This is a genomic window from Butyrivibrio sp. X503 (assembly GCF_003625475.1).
GTDB lineage: Bacteria > Bacillota > Clostridia > Lachnospirales > Lachnospiraceae > Butyrivibrio.
This window is the reverse complement of record NZ_RAIQ01000010.1, coordinates 41,426-59,887: the sequence shown is the minus strand read 5'-3', so window position 1 is coordinate 59,887 and position 18,462 is coordinate 41,426. Positions and strand designations below refer to the sequence as shown.

Annotated in this window: 12 protein-coding genes; 9 read left to right on the top strand and 3 right to left on the bottom strand. The window is 41.3% G+C overall.

All coding sequences use genetic code 11. The annotated features are described in order from the left end of the window. Positions 1-8 precede the first annotated feature (8 nt). From nspC to D6853_RS14265, 3 genes are all read left to right on the top strand, one after another. Positions 9-1,193, top strand: a complete 1,185-nt coding sequence (gene nspC, locus D6853_RS14275; protein WP_120658680.1) for a carboxynorspermidine decarboxylase — start codon at positions 9-11, stop codon at positions 1,191-1,193. Between the two features lie 15 nt (positions 1,194-1,208). Next, positions 1,209-2,357: an agmatine deiminase gene (gene aguA, locus D6853_RS14270; RefSeq protein WP_120658679.1), complete on the top strand. Its 1,149-nt coding sequence runs from the start codon at positions 1,209-1,211 to the stop codon at positions 2,355-2,357. A gap of 70 nt (positions 2,358-2,427) precedes the next feature. Next, positions 2,428-3,324 carry a nitrilase-related carbon-nitrogen hydrolase gene (locus D6853_RS14265; protein ID WP_330542505.1) on the top strand — a complete coding sequence of 299 codons (897 nt, stop codon included), beginning with the start codon at positions 2,428-2,430 and terminating at the stop codon, positions 3,322-3,324. Between the two features lie 178 nt (positions 3,325-3,502). On the opposite strand, the gene D6853_RS14260 is transcribed toward D6853_RS14265, so the two are convergent. Both D6853_RS14260 and D6853_RS14255 read right to left on the bottom strand, forming a co-directional pair. Then, complete coding sequence (locus tag D6853_RS14260; RefSeq protein ID WP_120658677.1) at positions 3,503-5,143, bottom strand: hypothetical protein; 1,641 nt, start codon at positions 5,141-5,143, stop codon at positions 3,503-3,505. A 70-nt stretch (positions 5,144-5,213) separates the two neighbouring features. Then, the gene (locus tag D6853_RS14255; RefSeq protein WP_120658676.1) at positions 5,214-6,827 is read right to left on the bottom strand and encodes a metallophosphoesterase; all 1,614 of its coding nucleotides are present in this window, start codon (positions 6,825-6,827) and stop codon (positions 5,214-5,216) included. A gap of 606 nt (positions 6,828-7,433) precedes the next feature. Between D6853_RS14255 and D6853_RS14250 the strand changes: the two genes are divergently transcribed. The 6 genes from D6853_RS14250 to D6853_RS14225 all read left to right on the top strand — a co-directional run bounded on the left by D6853_RS14250 (position 7,434) and on the right by D6853_RS14225 (position 16,297). After that, on the top strand, positions 7,434-9,113 hold the full coding sequence (locus D6853_RS14250) for a hypothetical protein (RefSeq protein WP_120658675.1): 1,680 nt from the start codon (positions 7,434-7,436) through the stop codon (positions 9,111-9,113). A 98-nt stretch (positions 9,114-9,211) separates the two neighbouring features. Continuing rightward, complete coding sequence (locus D6853_RS14245) at positions 9,212-10,204, top strand: hypothetical protein (RefSeq protein WP_120658674.1); 993 nt, start codon at positions 9,212-9,214, stop codon at positions 10,202-10,204. Positions 10,205-10,271: 67 nt separating this feature from the next. Beyond that, positions 10,272-11,255: a hypothetical protein gene (locus D6853_RS14240; RefSeq protein ID WP_120658673.1), complete on the top strand. Its 984-nt coding sequence runs from the start codon at positions 10,272-10,274 to the stop codon at positions 11,253-11,255. 67 nt (positions 11,256-11,322) lie between these two features. Continuing rightward, positions 11,323-14,169: a hypothetical protein gene (locus D6853_RS14235; RefSeq protein ID WP_120658672.1), complete on the top strand. Its 2,847-nt coding sequence runs from the start codon at positions 11,323-11,325 to the stop codon at positions 14,167-14,169. Between the two features lie 289 nt (positions 14,170-14,458). Continuing rightward, complete coding sequence (locus tag D6853_RS14230) at positions 14,459-16,078, top strand: hypothetical protein (protein ID WP_147367778.1); 1,620 nt, start codon at positions 14,459-14,461, stop codon at positions 16,076-16,078. A 39-nt stretch (positions 16,079-16,117) separates the two neighbouring features. Beyond that, positions 16,118-16,297 carry a hypothetical protein gene (locus tag D6853_RS14225; protein WP_120658670.1) on the top strand — a complete coding sequence of 60 codons (180 nt, stop codon included), beginning with the start codon at positions 16,118-16,120 and terminating at the stop codon, positions 16,295-16,297. An 83-nt stretch (positions 16,298-16,380) separates the two neighbouring features. On the opposite strand, the gene D6853_RS14220 is transcribed toward D6853_RS14225, so the two are convergent. Then, on the bottom strand, positions 16,381-18,441 hold the full coding sequence (locus D6853_RS14220) for a 5'-nucleotidase C-terminal domain-containing protein (protein WP_158588772.1): 2,061 nt from the start codon (positions 18,439-18,441) through the stop codon (positions 16,381-16,383). Between the last annotated feature and the right edge of the window lie 21 nt (positions 18,442-18,462).

Genomic DNA, 18,462 nt, shown 5'->3' with positions numbered 1-18,462 from the left:
GAAAACGGATGAAGATATCGGAGATCACAACTCCTGCTTATGTAATTGATGAAAAGAAATTAAAAGAAAACCTTGAGATCTTAAGCTATGTGCAGAAAGAGTCGGGTGCCAAGATACTTCTTGCGCAGAAGGCTTTTTCCGCATATAAGACTTATCCTATGATAGGTGAGTATTTGTCCGGAGCTACGGCTTCGGGGTTATATGAAGCAAGGCTTGCAAAAGAAGAGATGGTTGAACCTTTAAAGGGGAAGCGCAAGATCGAAAATCATGTTTTTGAGCCTGCTTTTAATGATGATGAGATAAAGGAGCTGTGTGAGATCTGCGACCACATGGTCTTTAATTCACTTACGCAGCTTGAGCATCACAGAGAAGTCTGGGAGAAGAATGTCAAAAACGGACGTCTCTTTGTGGGGCTTCGAATAAATCCCGAGTACAGCACGCAGGAAGGGCATGAGATCTATGATCCGTGTGCTTCGGGGTCAAGGCTCGGAATAAGAAACACGGATCTTGGAGACATGCTTCCCAAGGGCGTTTCGGGGCTTCATTTCCATACATTGTGCGAACAGGGATTTGAGCCGCTTGAAAAGACATTTCTTGAAGTCGAAAGCTCTTTTAAACGATTCTTCCCTACAAGAAAAGGCGAAGAGGGCAAGATCAAGTGGATCAACCTTGGCGGCGGACATCACATAACCAAGGAAGATTACGACAGAGAAGGGCTTATTAAGCTTGTTAAGAGGATAAAAGATACTTACGGTATCGATGTTTATCTTGAGCCGGGCGAAGCGATCGCGCTTGACGCGGGACTTCTTGTGACGACCGTGATGGACATTGTTAAGACGGAGAAGTATCCTGTGCTTATTCTTGATACTTCGGCGGCTTGTCACATGCCTGACGTTCTTGAGATGCCGTATAGGCCGCCGCTTCGTGACAGCGGTGAAGCGGGAGAGCTTGCCAATACGTACAGGCTTTCGTCGAGGACGTGCCTTGCGGGGGATATTATAGGCGACTACAGTTTTGATAAAGAGATCGGAATCGGCGACAGGCTGTATTTTGAGGATATGGCGATCTACAGCATGGTCAAGAACAATACTTTTAACGGAATGCCGCTTCCCGATATCGATATAATGCATGATGACGGCGAGGTTGAGGTGCTTAAGCGCTTTGGTTACGACGACTTCAAGATGAGATTGTGATTTATAGGAACATATATGAAGAGGTTACATACAACACCTGACAAAGACGGTTTCTTTATGCCCGCGGAGTTTGCGGAGCATGAAGGAACCCTTATGATATATCCGACTCGTCCCGGAAGCTGGGGAAAAGACAGGAGCGGAGCGCTTAATTCTTTCGGCAGGATCCACACCGAGATCATGAAGAGGGAGAAGCTTTTTTTGGCTGTTTCTTCGGATTTTTATGATGAGGCGTGCGGTTTTTTGGAGAGTCTTTTTCCTGCGACAGGTCTTTCTCGTTCTGAGTTTGACATGAGAAAAGAAGTAATTGCGATAGATTCGGACGATGCCTGGGCAAGGGATGTCGGACCGACTTTTGTTGTTGACGGAGACGGATCGGTCAGAGGCATCAACTGGAGCTTTAACGCATGGGGCGGAGAGTATGATGGGCTCTATGCCGATTGGGATAAGGACGATGCGCTTGCTTGTAAGTTTATGGAGCATGCGGGCTATGACTGTTATGACGCTGCGCCTTTTGTTCTTGAGGGCGGATCAATCCATTCCGACGGCGAAGGAACGGTTATGGTGACGGAGAGTTGTCTTTTGAGTAAGGGAAGGAATCCGTCGCTGTCCAAAGAAGAGATAGAAGAGAAGTTAAAGATTTATCTTGGAGCGGAAAAGATATTGTGGCTTCCGAGGGGAATCTACAACGACGAGACCAACGAGCATGTCGACAATGTGTGCGCGTTTGTGGCGCCCGGTGAGGTTGTGCTTGCGTGGACGGATGACAGGAACGATCCGCAGTACGAGCTTTCTTTTGCCTCTTATGAATATCTTAAGTCGCAGAAGGATGCGAAGGGCAGAGAGATTGTGATCCACAAGCTTCCAATCCCGGATCATCGTATTTTGATCACGGAAAGAGACCTTGATAACTATGAGTTTGAAGAGGGCGAGGATTTCCGCGAGGTCGGTGAGAGACTTGCTGCGAGTTATGTCAATTACTACTATATAAATGGCGCTGTGCTTGTTCCGATGTTTGGCGGTGCGAATGAGAACAGCGATAAGAGGGCGCTGGAGATACTTAAGAAGCTGTGCCCAGGTAGGGAAGTGATTGGAATTCCCGCGAGGGATATTTTGCTCGGCGGAGGAAATATTCACTGTATCACGCAGCAAATACCGCGTGGATAATAGTCATAAATAGCTACTTGATATACATAAATAGAGTGATAATTAAGAATGCAAATAAAGGAGAGGGATGATGTCACTTACGAAAGTTGCATGTATCCAATACGCCTGCGGAGCGCCATGTGCGTCCGATAAAGAGCAGGTTGAAAACAGTATAAAGAAAGCCGCAGAGCTTGCTAAAAAAGCGGCAGATAACGGCGCAAAGATAATTCTTTTGTCAGAGCTTTTTGAAAGAAAATATTTCTGCCAGGAGAGAAGATATGACTACTATGAGCTTGCGGTTCCGATTCTTGATAATCCTGCAGTTAAGTATTTTAGTGAGTTCTGCAAGGAAAACAAAGTGGTCATGCCGATAAGCGTTTTTGAAAAGGATGAGAATGTTTTTTATAATTCCGTTGCGATGATAGACGCTGACGGCAAGATTGTCGGAGTTTACAGAAAAACTCATATTCCGGACGATCACTATTATCAGGAGAAGTTTTATTTTACTCCCGGAAATACAGGCTTTAAAGTATTTAAGACTTTCGCCGGAAATATCGGTGTCGGAATCTGCTGGGATCAGTGGTTCCCTGAGACAGCGAGGTGCCTCGCACTTGGCGGAGCTGATATTATCCTGTATCCTACAGCGATCGGTTCGGAACCGATTCTTGATGTGGATAGTTCAGGCCATTGGATGAGAACGATGCAGGGACATTCCGCTGCAAATATCATACCCGTTGCCGCAGCAAACAGAATCGGAAAAGAGGATGTTGAGCCTTGTGAGGAAAACGGCGGTCAGAAGTCTTCGTTATGCTTCTACGGAAGCAGCTTCCTTACGGATCAGACGGGCGATGTTATCGCCAAAGCAAGTCGCGACAAGGAAGAGATTATCTATGCCGAGTATGATTTTGAAGAGATTAAAAAGATGAGATCTTCATGGGGACTATTTAGAGACAGAAGGCCTTCTTGCTACGGAGACCTTGTAAAGTGACAATTGTTTGATATAAGAGCAGTGATGATTGTTTTAAATAAGAAAGAGCACAACACCTTTTGGACCGTATCAAAAGGGCTGTGCTCTTTTTTATATATTTATGTATCTACGCAATTATTTTTATGTGTTTTTTCCGCCGAAGCGGTGAGATATCAGTTACAATGGAAATTTGGTTTTATCAAGCTGCAGGCTCTACATCAGTTTCTTCACTCTGTTCAGCGTTATCCTGTTCTGAAGTTTCGCTGCTGTCCTGTGAAGCTTCATCAGTAGGTTCGTCTGTAGTCTGCTCGTCGAGAGTAGCGCTGTTTTCATCAATGGCTTCGCTTGTGATCTGAGCATCTTCCTCAGTTGTGCTTGCCTCTACAGAAGAATCCTCTACAGCCTCAATCTCTTCTTCAAACTCGGTATCTTCCTCATCGTACTCGAAGCTGCGCTTACCGAATCTGCTATTGTTGTTCTTACCATTGTTCTTGTCGTCGTTCTTACCGGAATTTCGACCGTGTCTGCCGTATTTATCATTCTTGTTGTTTTTGTCGTTTTTGTCGTCCTTACCGTTTTTGCCGTGTCTGCCGGTATTGCCGGGGTTCTTATCGCTTGAAGAATTACCGTTATAATCGTAATCGAAGAGTGTTTCGGCGTCTTTGCCTGTGTATTCTTCAAGAAGCTTGATTACTTCACCGGCACCATGAGCCTTAAGGTTTGATACACGTTCTTCAGCGGTAGTTCCAAATATTTTCTCGTAGTTTTGATCTGAAAGGAGATATCTATCCATTTGTTTGGATTCATTGTCAATTATTGTAATACCAAGGAAGTTACCCCATATCTGTCCGGACATAATAGGTTCATTATTTGCTCCGGCGAATATTGCAGTATGGGAGTGAGCATCAAGCATGAGGTCGATTTGACCTTCTATTTCATTTTTAGATATTTCTTTTACTTTTTCCGGAACTACAGCATATACATCGACGCTTCTTTTTCCGCCTTCTCCAACATCATTATGATTGTTTTTGTTTTTAACAAAATCTTTTTGCAAGCCTAAGTGTGAAAGACATACAATAAGATCTGCGTTTTGCTGCTTTAAGTCTATTACCTGTTCTGCAGCGCAATTATATAGGTCTTTTCCGGTTTTTACACTCAGTCCTTTTATGTTTTTGAGTGAGGCCTCAATTTCATGTGTGTCCAAACCGAATAATCCGATTTTTAATGGACTTTTTTCGAAAGTGGCAATAGCATTATCTTTAAAATTATATTTACCGTTATTGGTTATATTTGCATCCAGAATTTGGAAATCTGCGTTAGATACAAGTGTATTAAAAGTTCCTTCGCCTTTATCAAATTCATGGTTTCCAAGACAAGCATAATCATATCCGGCAGCATTCATTAGTTCTACTGATCTTTCCGGATGTTTGGCTTCAGATAAATATCCAAATAGTTTATAGTCTGCTATTCTTAACTTTTCTTTTTCTCCGTTAACTTTACTATCCTTTTCTTTTTTATCTTCACAGAAATCACCGGAATCAACAAGAAGGACTCCCGACGCTTTTAAGTCTTTTTCAAAATAGTTTTTTATGGCTGCAAAATAAGCAAATTGAAGTATTGCTCCATGAGTGTCGTTCGATGAAACGATAACTACTTTATTGGATAGATCATTATTATATTTTTTAGCTATTGTTTCAAGAGTGGTTTCATCTTCGGGATTAGGCGTTTGTACTTTGTAATCTCCGGTATCTTCCGCAAATGCAGAAATGGCGCTGCCGCAGAAGAGGGTGCCCGCTACTGCTAGTGACAGCAGACTTTTAAAAGCGAATTTTCTTTTCAATGTAATTCACCTCCTATGTGTTGTGTTTACGGGTTGCTGTATGTGTCAGATAGTTAAGGTGATACCGTCATCAGCCGCCGAAACCGTGTTTTCGGTTACGATTGTGATGACGCTCACGGTGATGACCACCGTTATTGCCTGAATTATCTTTGGACTGTTCGGCTGAAGAAGCGTCTGAAGATATCTCTTCAGATGATGCTTCGATATTTGCTTCGTCCTCGGAACTTGCATCGTTTGCGGCGTCTGTATTTTCAAGGCTTGCGCTGCTTGCTGCATCAGCTGCTTCGAGTTCGCTTTCGGGGAGACTTGCCTCGATAGAAGCGGAGTCTTCAGCTTCATCGATGAAGTCACGCTTGTTTTTGCCGGATCTTTTAGATGATCTGTTTGAATTGGATGAATTAGCGTTTCCTAATGTGTTATAAGTATCTTTATTGATTTCTATGTAGTATTTAGAATAGTCTGTATCAGGATCGTAATCCTTTATTTCTTTTCTGGCTTTTTCTGCATCTATTTTTTTGTTGTTTTTGGTAAGCTCTTTTACGGTATCAAGAACATATCCGATATAACCGGAAATCTGTTTGTCTTCACCGATTTCATCATAATATTTCTCGGGAATCAGAAATCTATTTTCGATTTTATATTCGCCGCTATTATCTTTTCCTATTACTACAACACCGATATTCTGGAACTGAATTCCGTTCGACTGAATGTTGAATTCTTTAAAATTTGCACATCCTGTAAATGTTGTATGTGAATGACCATCAAGTAAAAGATCGATTCCGGTAACATCAGCAAATAAATCTACACTTCTGATTCCTTCAGGGTATAGATTGTCATATTTATCGTATGTATCCTGATTGGGATTGGTAGGGGCTATGTATTTTTCGCTTTTTTTGGTATCTTTAAATACTTTTCCGCCCGGGGCATCATCAACTCCAAGATGGGTTAGACCGATAATTACATCTGCTTTTTTTAAAGCTTCTACCTCAGTCTTTGCTTTATCATGTAAAGAAGCTGCATTTTCAGAATGCTCAAATTTATAATCTTCATACCAACTATTGTTTTCTAGGGTATCGAGACCGAAAAAGCCTATATTTGCATTCTCGCCTAAAACTAAATGAGGTTTAATTTTATCCGAATATTTGCTTTTCGAAATATTAGCATCCACTATTGGGAAATCAATTTCATTAAGGATGGCATCTAAATCAGTTACGTCATCTTCAAATTCATGATTACCTAAACATATGACGTCATAACCTACAGCGTTCATTATTTTTACCGGAGCAATACCTTTTGTGCTGTTAGAAGGCTTTCCCAGTAGTGTACTCTTTTGCGTATAGCCGCCTTTTACGTCTTTGTCGGTACTAAAATCACCTGAATCTACAATAAGAACTTCAGCGCCTTTTCCTTTGAGCAAGTTTCTTAACTGCGAAACGTAGGTAAAATCCAAAAGAGCACCATGAGTATCATTGGTGGAAACAAGAATTATTTTTTCGGATAGATCTTGTTCTAATAATTTATCCAAAAAGTTGTTTTCTTCATTGCATATCCTGTCTGTGGAAATATCAAAAGATACTACTTCGTCTCCTGCCGCGAAAGCGGTAGTCGCACCTACGGTAGAACAGAACATGCTCATTGCCATTGCGGCTGTCAGCATGCTTTTAAGAAAAATTTTTTTTCTCAAAATACTTTACCTCCTTATGGTTGAATTTTTCTTGTGTTAATTCAGGATAGAATATTATAGATATGAGAAACGGTGTTTAGTTTGGAGATTTTTATTTTGAATTCTGTTTAGATATTTTTTGAATATGATTTTTAAATTCAATTACTGTAGATCATTTTAGTGTTACTCACATCTATAATTAAAGAATTCGCTTTGACGCGAATATCGAACTTTCTTGGAGCCGAAGCTCCGATGTTATAAAATACCCTATCCTTTTATAAGCGTTTTGTGTTTGGGGAACACTCGTACACCGTAGCAAAATTATAAAAACATGTCAAACAAAGGTTACGAAAAATCTTCTCGATAAATTCATGAAAACATGATAATGACTGGATTGAATTATAAATGTGATTTTTCTTTGAACAAATTTGTGGATAAAATTGTGGAAACTGTTAATAAAAATCGAGTTTCCACAATCAGAAAAATAATTCAGGATAATATTAAAAAAGATGTAGCTTTTTATAAAATTAATGGTAATATATATAAGTAAATACTAATCAGGTCAGGCTTTTGCATAAAGGGGGACAAGTGTCGGACTAATACTAATACTACCGAGAAGGAGAGAGTATGAGAAGAAAAGAATTTATTTCGAAAAAATTAGCAGTAATTTTAATGGCTGCAACAATTGTGATTGCACCGATTTTTGGAAGTATGGCAGCACCGATTGATGCGCATGCGGAGATGGATAGCGTTATTCAAGCTGAAGATCTTGGTGCAGATCCTATCCCTGATAATAATGCTCCGCTTGATGAGCCGGTGGATGAAGTTCCTTTTGGCAAGATCATGGATGTTAACAATGGCACTGTGACAAAAAATGAAGGCATTATTGAACATAACAGTGATGGTGCATATGTAAAGGATAACAATAACGCCGTAAGATATAATGACGGTCAAATTGATGAAAACAATTACGAGGTTAATAATAATACAGGTCATGTAGATAATACCGCTAAATATACAGCTATTTTTAAAAATGACGGTGAAGTAGGAGATAACAGTGGATATGTTTACAATAGCACGGGAAATGTAGATAGAAACCTCCCTACCGGAACAGTTATAGGTTATCCCGGAACGTACTGTGATAAAGAAGCGAATGAAGGTCCATATATTAACACGGTTAATATCAATTATGGCAATATTATTAATGGAGCCGGAGAAAATGATGTTATAACTATCAATGAATCTTATTCCGGACATATTGATACGGGATACAATACTGATTTTGCTGATGAATATGGCTTTTTGGGTGGCATTTCAGTCTATAGAGATCTTGATCAAAATAGATTAGGTAAAGTTCATATCATTAATAATTATGGCAAGGATGAGTACAAGGATGATGATCTTGTTCTTGTGGATAATCAGTATCATGGAGTGCAATTTGATGATATCGATAATGTGACAGCTACTTATACATGGGATGATGGGGACTCATTTCAGTTTGTAGCGGAAAAACTCGAGGATGGCGGAACTCACCACGTAGGAGTTTGGGTTCAGACCGGTGTCAATAAAGTTGATATTCCTATCACAGGAATTATTACAATTAAAGCGAACGATGGATATAAGATTACTGATGATGGTCAGACTAGCGGAGAGCTTGAGAAAATTTCATATAGCCTTGGAAAGAATGAAGACGGCTCATATACTGTTAACATCAATTCACTTAAGGGTAGTGTTCTTCTTACGCCCGAGATGCTTCATCTTATCGTTTCAGAGCTGACGGGTGATGAAGCTTCAGAAGTTAAGATTGGCGACACTGTAGTAAACCTTGATGAGATTAAAGAAGATGAAGTTATCGTAGTAAAGGAGAGCAGTCATTCTTCATCTGATAACTCAAATTCAGGAAGCGCTGCTGAGAAAGCTGCACCCGCAGGCTTCAATCTCACGGATGCTGCTATCAAGAGCATCACTGAGCAGGTTCAGAAGCAGGTAGCTGCTAACGGTAATGATATTGCAGCGCTTGAGGTTGTTGATATTTACTTTGGTGATAAGATTGATATGACACCTGATGTTATCAAGTATCTTTGCGAGAAGGTGCCTGTAGCTAAGAGATGCCATTTCGATTACAAGGATCAGGAATATGTAATGTTTATTCCTGCATTCGACCTTGTTGCACCCGCGTATGCAGAAGGTCTTGATACATTGGATAAAGAGCCCGCTCATACAGCCGGTTTCCTTAGAATCACACAGATCTTTGAGAAGCTCGGATTTGCTACTAAGGTAGTAGAAGAGCAGGAAGCTGCCGAATAATCAATGACATGAATAAATTAATAGGGGAAATACTGGGGAACACCGGTATTTCCTCTATTTTTTTATAGCAAAAACTATATGTGTGAAAGGAGAGTTATATGAGGAAAAAGAGTTTTTCTAAGAATGTTGTGGCAATACTGTTGTCGGCGTCGTTTGCGACCGCACCTGCGTTAGGCGCGATGCTAATACCTGTCAGTGCTTTTGCGTGGGAACAGCCTGTAACTTCTGACAATCCAAAAGATGGATTTGTAGAGTATGTGTCGGAATACATGGCAAATAACTATGGCACTGTCGATACCAACGATTCGTCTATTGAGAATAATCACGGCGTGATCGGCGCAGACAATCAGGATTCGGAAGTTCTGAATAATTTTGGCACGATAAGCCAAAATAGCGGATTGGTCTATTTTAACTTTGGGGAAGTGACCAATAATTTCAGACGCGGTTATGTTGCCAATGTCGGCGGAACTGTTGTCAATAATTTCGAGGAAGCCGGTGTGATCGGCGGAAGACAGTACGACGTAGAAAGCTCTTTTGACGAATCAGAAGGAACTGATAGTACTGTTGTCAATAACATTGGCGGAACTGTTGTAAACGGATATTGTTCTGATGACCTTTTGACAATAAATAATTATTATTACGGTGATATTGTTCAGGGCTATACCCGCGCTGCATCGGGCGAGAATGAGCCTAACAAAGGTAAGATCCATATTATAAACGATTTTTCCGAAGAAGGAATTGAAAACAATGATTTCATCACGGTAGATAAGCATTATCACTACGTTGATGTAAAAGATGCCGGCAATGCTGATATTATCTATGAAGGATTTACTGTTGGCGACTATAATAAAAAACATTATGCAGAGATTTCTGAAGGTTCGGAGCCTGTCAATATAACATCAACAATCACGATAAAAGCCGGGGATGGCTATGAGCTTATTGATGACGGTCTGCTTGAAGGGGATACGGGCAAGCTGTCTTATGTTCTTGATAAGAATGATGACGGTTCTTATACGGTGAGGATTACTTCGTTGTCAGGGGATGCTGAGATCTCGCTAAAAGAGCTTCATCTGGATATTATCGGAGCGTGAGCGTGTAACAGGTTTATTATGGTCGTTTTTTGACCTGATAAAAATAAAAACAAAAAGGAGAGAGTAAATGAGAAACAAAATTTTTTCAAAGAAAGCAGTAGCTGCTTTGCTGTCGACATCGGTCATGCTTATGCCGATCACAACGTTTGCGGCGGAGCCGGTTTCGGATAATCCGGAAGGCGGTTATGTGGAATTCTTGTCGGAAAACATGGTAAACAATTTCGGAACTGTTGATAAGAATGATGGTTCCATTTCAAACAACTATGGTTTCCTAGGATGGAATTACGCTCAGGAATGGGGAGTTGAAAACAACTTTGGAACAGTTGATTACAACGAAATGGGCGTGCATAACAACTATGGTGAGATAAACAACAATTACCATAATGCGCTGGTGTTTAATATTACCGGAAACGTGCTTAACAACAATGAGACTGCTTCTGTAGTCGGAGGCGCTGAATATGATGAAAACGGAGAAGCGGAAAAGGGAAGCGGAACCGTTACATATAACAACGGCGGAAGGCTCTATGCCGGTTATGATTCCGATGACCTGCTTACTGTAACCAACTTTTATTATGGTGAGGTTTTGGGAAATTATGATAATCCCACCAATGATGAAGGCGGAGAGATCGGTAAGATCCATATCCTCAATGACTTTTCCGAGGAAGGTGTAGATGCGATCGCGGATGAAAAGGGTGTTGTTGATAAGAGTTTCATCAGCGTAGATAAGCATTATCATTTCGTGGAAATCAAGGATGCCGACAACGTAGACGTGTCATATACAGGCTTTGTTTACAGCGATTTTGATGAAAAAGAGTATGCGCTTGTTGCTGAAAACGGTGAACCCGTTCAGGTCAATTCTTCCATTACGCTTAAAGCTAAACATGGATACAAGCTATGTGATACAGGAAAAACAAGCGGGGAAACAGATAAGTTTTCATACACACTTGATAAGCACCGCGATGGCTCTTATACAGTGAATATCACAGATCTTAATGGAAATGCTGAGATCACGCTTAAGGATCTGCATCTTAGTGTCAGCAAAAATCATTGAGTGAAAAGATTTTAAAACAATTTGATATTCATATGGGGAAAAATAAAACGCTTAAAAGGAGAGGGAAATGAGAAGACAGAGATTTGTTTCAAAAGAACTTGCGAGGATTTTATTATCAGCAGCGATGGTGTTTACTCCTATTGTTGCTGGCATGACAATGCAGGTGGATTCGTATGCTGCCGAGGAGAGTGCTGATGATGAGACTAAAGAGGTAGCAATGGAGGCTTCACAGGAAAATGCATCAGAAGATGCATCTGAGGCAGCGACGGAACCTGCACCTGAGGCTGTACAGGAATCCGCAACTGAGAGTACGCCGGAGACTACAGAAGAACCTGCACCTGAGACTACAGCAGAGCCTGCGCCTGATGCTGAACAGGCGACTGTTCCTGAATCAGAACCTGAAGCTGCTCCTGCGACAGGTGAATATATTGAAGCCAACTATGGAAAGATCAACACAAATTATTCTACAGTTGGGGCCAATGACGGTACGATCTTAAACAATAACGGGCTTGTTTTTACCAATAACGCTGAGATAGTCAATAACGATAAAAACGGAGTTGTTGGTGAAAATAATTCGAGGGTTATAAGTAATAATGGCGTTGTAGGCGAAAACAAGCATGATGTCATTGATAATAATAATACTGTTAACAACAACAGAGATCGCATTATCAACAACAATTATTATGTTGAATTAAATGATACGGATGCCACTGTTATCAATAACGCCGGTCGTGTTTTGTGCAATGCCGGTTATGTAGGTAATAATACTGACATAATTGAGAATAATGACAAAGCAGTGGGCAACAATTCGGCTTTGATCATAGCCAATAACGGCAGTGTCGGTGAGAACAGCGGAAATATTGTAGAGAATTATTCTGAAGCTACTATTGTTGAAGAAGGCGCTGTGCAGAATAATTATACGGGCGGTGTTGTTTACGGAAGTACACTCGATCCTGATGACGCTCGAATCAGCAGCGCTGTTGTTGCAAATAACAGAGGCGGAACGGTAGTAAGCGGAGCTAAATCTGAAGATGATCTGACTATCAGAAATTATTATTACGGTGATCTGAAAAATACGGTAGATACACCTGACGGTGAAATTACCTGCAACGGAACAATCCACATTACCAATAAGTTTGGTGAAAAAGGCGATACCGACAAAGATTTTGTTACGGTAGAGAATAGATACAACAGTGTGGAATTATATGATGCCGATAACACAGACGTTACATATGACAATTTTGTGCGGGATGATGTGGATTACACACAGTATATCCAGACTGCTAAAAATGGTGAACCTGTTGAGATCGCCGGTACAATCACGCTTAAGGCAAAAGACGGTTATTCTCTTTCCGATAACGGACAGCTTTCAGGAGAGACGGATAAGATAGCGTATGCTCTTAGTAAGAATGAAGACGGATCTTATACGGTAAACATTTCTTCTCTTACCGGGGATGTTGCGCTTTCACCTGAGATGCTTAATCTTATTGTTTCTGAGATCAGTGAAGACCACGGTGAAGTAACGGATGTAGTAGTTGATAATGGGGATACTCCGAGTGACGGCTCAGCTGTGAATAATGTAGAAAAAGAAACTGTTCCGAATAATCCCAGGAATGAGAGCGTGGAAAACATAGCTGATAATGAGGTCATGGAGACCAACAGGGGATATGTAAACAGGAATGACGGTATCATTAATGAAAATGCGGATAAAAGCGCTGTTGTGAAGAATAATTACGGAACAATTATCGATAATAATGCCAATGTTCCATTTAACTTTGGAAAGATAGAAAACAATTATTTCTTCGTTATCAATCCAACCGGAACTGTCGTAAACAATAATGAAGGCGGACAGGTATTGGGCGGAAGAACAGGATATGCCATAGATGATGAGGGTAATGGAGACAATTTCGTTATCTACAATCTCGGAGGAGAAGTGATAAGTGGCGGGCTTCCTGAGAATAACTGTGTGGTGGTTAATTACTATTCCGGGGCTATACGAAGATATGATGAGTTTATGGGAGCCGGTTATGAAGACGCTAACGCACAGCACGGCACTATCCATATCATCAACAGTTTCAGCGATGAGGAGCTTCCGGAAAAAGAATATCTGACAGTAGATTATCAGTATCATTCTGTTGAGGTGGAAGAAACAGAGAATATAGTTTTTGATTATTCCGGATTTACACAGAATGGTATGGATAAGAAGTGGTATACAGAAACCAAGTCTGTTTCCGGAGAAACACCCATTGAAGGAAAGATAACTTTTAGGGCAACTCCCGGTCACGTTCTTTCTGATGACGGACAGCTTTCAGGAGAGACTGACAAGTATGCATATAGCCTTAACAAAAACGAAGACGGATCATATACGGTAAGCTTTTCATCGCTTACGGGAAATGTATCGATCACACTCGAGGATCTTCATCTTAAAGTATCCGAAGATAAAGACGAAGCAGTTGCCGGTACTGTTGGCGAGAAGCCTATGGATAGTGTGTCCGGTGGACAGTCGGATACAGCCTCTGTTCCCGGCGTCGAGAATAATGGTCGTGGTTTGGTATACAGTGTAAATGACGGACCGCGCGTATATATTCCCATAGAAGAGAAGACCAGAGCACCCAGAGGCGGAAGTAACGCTCATTCGTACAAGGTGCTGGAGCTTGGCTTTGGATCGATTACCGATCTTAGTGTACCGGTAGTGAAGACTCTTTGCGAAGACGGTACTTTGGCTAAGAGATGCTATTTTACTTATGAAGGCAAGCTGTATGCTTTGGATATACCGGTTGTTGATACTTCTTCACCTGAGTACATTGAGGCAATTGATGCTTTGTCAAAAGAGAAAGGTAAAGCTGCAGGTTTCATGAGGGTTGCGGAGATATTTGAGAAGGTAGGATTTACTGTTACGGAAGTTGCACAGTAATAAAACGTTATGCAACACGTGTTGCAAAATGTTAACTATAATCAACTTAAGACGATAAAACAATAAACCTTGGGAAAAACTGGTGTTTCCCAAGGTTTATTTGTATCTTGGTATTTTTATATGAATCATGAATTGAAAATTTTATAAAAATAATTTTAAAAAATATTAAAATATAGTTGACAAATATAAAATTTACGTTAATATATAATCATAACAATTAACAAAGGGGCAATGTATTCAGAAGAGACGGGGGGTGAATGCAAAGCACAAACGCAGAAAAGGAGTAGGTATGAGAAGAAGTAAGTATGTTTCAAAAAAGTTAGCAGTAGTTTTGTTGTCAGCAGCTTTAGGAGTTACACCTGTAGCAGCATCAGTGGTAATGCCTGTAAGCGCATTTGCGGCAGAGGTTCCCGATACTGAAGAGGACGAGGCAATTCTTGAGTTGGAAAACGGGGATACAATGGAAAACAACAACGGAAAGATTGTCACAAATGACGGAGAGCTTGAAAACAATAACGGAGTTGTAGAAGAGAACACTTGGGTTATTGAGAACAATAACGGTACAGTAGATGAGAATCTTGGCTTTATTACAAATAATAACGAAGAAGGAACGGTAGCTGTCAATAATAAACAAATTACTAATAATTACGGTCATGTTGCAACTAATAATCTAGAGATTACAAACAACTATGGTGTAGTAGAAGATAATACTAATTTTATCTCGGCTAATTACGAAGGAGTAGTATACGAAAACCATGGCGCCGTGGGAATGCTCGGTGGTCATATTATTGATAATTACGGGCAGGTTGTAATGGTTGACGGAGATATTACCAACAATCGTGAAGGTGGTGAGGTCTTAGGCGGTTCAATTTATACCAGTGATGATCGTATCGGAAATGGTAGTATTCTCTTGAATATCGGCGGAACGGTATATAGCGGATTTAAGCCGGAAGATATCATAACAATTGATAATTATTATTATGGAACTCTCAGTAATGAAGTGGTTGCAGAGAGTGGAACTACCAATCTTAACGGAACGATCCGAATCATCAACAGCTATGGACAGGAAGCAGATACCAACAAGGATTTTGTTACGGTAGATAATCAATACCATGCGATACTTGTAAATGGCGCAGATAATATTGATGTTTCATTCAATGGTTTTACAGAGGATGAAGTTAATAAATTCCAGTATGTTAAGACTGCTGAAAGCGGAAGTCCTATAGAAATTGCCGGTACAATCACACTTAAGGCTAAAGACGGATATGCTATCTCCGATAACGGACAGCTTAGCGGCAATTATGCAGGTCTTGGTTATGGACTTAGCAAGAATGATGACGGATCTTATACATTATATATTTCTTCACTTAATGCAACTGTTGCTTTTACACCTGATGTGCTTAATCTCATTGTTTCACAGATCAGCAATGAGTATGGTGAAGTAAAGGATGTAGTAGTTAATAAGGGCGGAAGCTCCTCAGATGATAGATCGGAAAACACAGCAGAGCCTTCAGCTCCTGCAATCGTTAACTTTAATGACATTGCGATCAAGAGCATTGCGGATCAGGTTCAGGCACAGATGAACGCAGCAGGACAGGACGCAGCTTCACTTGAGGTTGTAGACATTTATTTCAAGGACAAGATATCCATGACACCTGATGTTATCAAGTACCTTTGCGAGAAAGTTCCTGTAGCAAAGAGATGTCATTTTGATTATCAGGGAGCAGAGTGGGTAATGACTATTCCCGCTTTTGATACAACTTCACCTGCATATGCAGAAGGACTTGAAGTTCTGGATAAAGAGCCTTCCAAGACAGCAGGATTCCTTAGAATTAAGGATATTTTCGCAGCATTGAAATTTGATGCTAAGGCTGTAGAAGCTCAGACAGAGGACGTAGCACAGGATTGAGACTTATAACCGCGTTTATAGATGGAAGGGTCATTATAAATGGGGAAAGAAACGCTTATAAATTCACACACACAGATAATAAAGGGGAAATATGTTTTTTCAGATGAAATAGAGAAAACTAAGAATGGGGAATGTGAGTACAGCGCAAATATGCATGCCGGAAAAACATCTTGGTTTTCTCAGAGCATACTGACAAAACTATGCAGGAAAAATTACTGATACAGAATTAAGAAAATCCCACCGGGCACCGGCCCGGTGGGATTTTCTATCCAAAACCTTTATTAGTGCTTTGTGATTTGAGATTATTTAACCTTTAATTCCTGTCCGACTTTGATGCTGTTTGCATCCTTGAGGACATCTTTATTAAGGTCGTAGATCACTGACCATTTATTTCCGTCGCCGTATACAGCAGCTGCAATCTTCCAGAGATTGTCGCCGGGAACAACAACGTATGTCTCAGCGGAAGGCTGTGTGTCGGCAGGAGCAGCTTCAGCAGCGGGTGCTGTTTCTGCAGGAGTCTCTGTAGCAGTCTCAGCTTTTGCGGGCTCCTCAGTCATTGCTTCAGGAGCAGCCTCAGCAGCTTTTTCCTCAGTTTTAGCCTCGGCAGGAGCTTCTGCTTTTTCTTCAGCCGTAGCTTCGGTAGCCTGAGTGCCGGCGCTGCCCTGAACGGCTGCTTTTGCATCAGCTATTGTAGCTGCATCGGTGTCTGCAGTGATGATCGTCTGGTCGCCGCGAACCTTGCCGTACTGAGCAGATGTAACGGTTCCGCCGAGGACTTCGTTTACATAGTCCATAACAGCCTCATCCATTACAATACCCGTATCGTACTGTGAGCTTGCGTTTACGAATGAATAATATGTATCGCCGCCTGCAGCGCAGAAATTGTTGGTAACTACGGCGTAGGTATCCTTAGGATTAAACGGCTGATCGTTGATGCTCTGAATAGTTACACGGTTTATCTTGGAAGGAGCATAGTAGGTTGACTTCGGATAAGCTGTACCCTGTGCGAAAGGCTTTGTTGTATCAAGGATAAACTTGATTCCGGAAGTCTGAGGATATCCGCCTACGGCCTCGGGAGCTGCGAATGTTGAAGCTTCAAGTGCTTCGAGGAGCTCTTCACCGGTAACGTATACAACGGCTACTGTATTTCCGAAAGGAAGAACAGTGTTGAGGTCTGCCTTTGTAACATTGCCTGCCTTAATTGTCGCTCTGATTCCACCGCCGTTTGTGATCGCAACAACGTGGTCTTTATCAACTGTTACGGCTCCGTCAGTCTTAAGAACGCTCCACTTAAGAGCATCTGTGATGAGATCGCCGAGGTTTGTTTCCTGAGTTCTGTTGCCGGGAGCTTTGTTTCCGTCAAGGAGAGTTTCGCTCTTGGCAAATACAACATTGTACTCGTTATCAATCTTTTTGATGATATCGTTGGCAACATTGAAAGACTTTACTTCAGGCTGAAGACCGTCAAGTGAAATAAGGAAATTGTCTTCAATCTTTTTGGAAGCGTTATCGATAATTACAACGCCGATGTTTTCAACCTTTGTTCCTGTAGAAAGAACAGGCTCGTTCTTGGCACCCTTAGTCATAACAGTGTGAGAGTGACCGTCCAGAATAAGGTCGATGCCTTTAGTCTTGGCATACATATCAATACTTCTGTGGCCGTCGGGAGCTGATTCTTCATCTACACCAAGGTGTGAAAGACAAATAACAAGATCGGCGCCCTGACTCTTTAATGCATCGGTCTGAGCTTGTGCACATTTGTAGATATCTGACTTTGAAAGGAAAGAGATTCCTTTGATGAGACCGGGATTAACCTTGGTCTGAGTTTCGGGAGTTTCCATTCCGAAGAAACCAAGCTTAAGTCCTGAAGCTGTGGTAAGTACATAGTTGGGATCATAAATAGGATTACCGTTTGCATCAAGAACATCCGCACAAAGAACTTTGAATTTGGCCTGTGACAGATTGGATCTGAGCTGATCGTAACCGTAATCGAATTCGTGATTTCCGAGAGTAACCACATCGTAGCCTGCTGCGTTCATGACAGTTACAGCAGTAGCGCCCTTGGAAGCACTTACATAAGGAGTTCCCTGGCTAAAGTCACCTGAATCAACGAGGATGACATCAGCGCCTCTTCCTGCAAGATTTTCTTTGAGCGAAGCAACATACGCGTATTTGCCGATCGCACCGTGTACGTCGTTCGTCTGTAAGATAATTGTTTTACCTGTAAGTTCCCCGGGTATAGCTGCGATTGTTCTGACATCGGCCGGTGCATCGTATGCAAATGTCGGTACGCTTAATGTAAAGAAGAGCGCAATAGCAAGTGCAGATGCAAGAAGCCTTGTCATTTTGGTAATTGTTTTCATACCAAACCTCCTTTTCCCTTT

Excerpts from the sequence above, each read along its gene's own strand:
- D6853_RS14265 (WP_330542505.1), top strand. The coding sequence starts at position 2,428 with ATGTCACTTACGAAAGTTGCATGTATCCAATACGCCTGCGGAGCGCCA.
- D6853_RS14235 (WP_120658672.1), top strand. The coding sequence starts at position 11,323 with ATGAGAAGACAGAGATTTGTTTCAAAAGAACTTGCGAGGATTTTATTA.
- D6853_RS14250 (WP_120658675.1), top strand. The coding sequence starts at position 7,434 with ATGAGAAGAAAAGAATTTATTTCGAAAAAATTAGCAGTAATTTTAATG.
- nspC (WP_120658680.1), top strand. The coding sequence starts at position 9 with ATGAAGATATCGGAGATCACAACTCCTGCTTATGTAATTGATGAAAAG.
- aguA (WP_120658679.1), top strand. The coding sequence starts at position 1,209 with ATGAAGAGGTTACATACAACACCTGACAAAGACGGTTTCTTTATGCCC.
- D6853_RS14230 (WP_147367778.1), top strand. The coding sequence starts at position 14,459 with ATGAGAAGAAGTAAGTATGTTTCAAAAAAGTTAGCAGTAGTTTTGTTG.
- D6853_RS14245 (WP_120658674.1), top strand. The coding sequence starts at position 9,212 with ATGAGGAAAAAGAGTTTTTCTAAGAATGTTGTGGCAATACTGTTGTCG.
- D6853_RS14240 (WP_120658673.1), top strand. The coding sequence starts at position 10,272 with ATGAGAAACAAAATTTTTTCAAAGAAAGCAGTAGCTGCTTTGCTGTCG.
- D6853_RS14225 (WP_120658670.1), top strand. The coding sequence starts at position 16,118 with ATGGGGAAAGAAACGCTTATAAATTCACACACACAGATAATAAAGGGG.
- D6853_RS14220 (WP_158588772.1), bottom strand. The coding sequence starts at position 18,441 with ATGAAAACAATTACCAAAATGACAAGGCTTCTTGCATCTGCACTTGCT.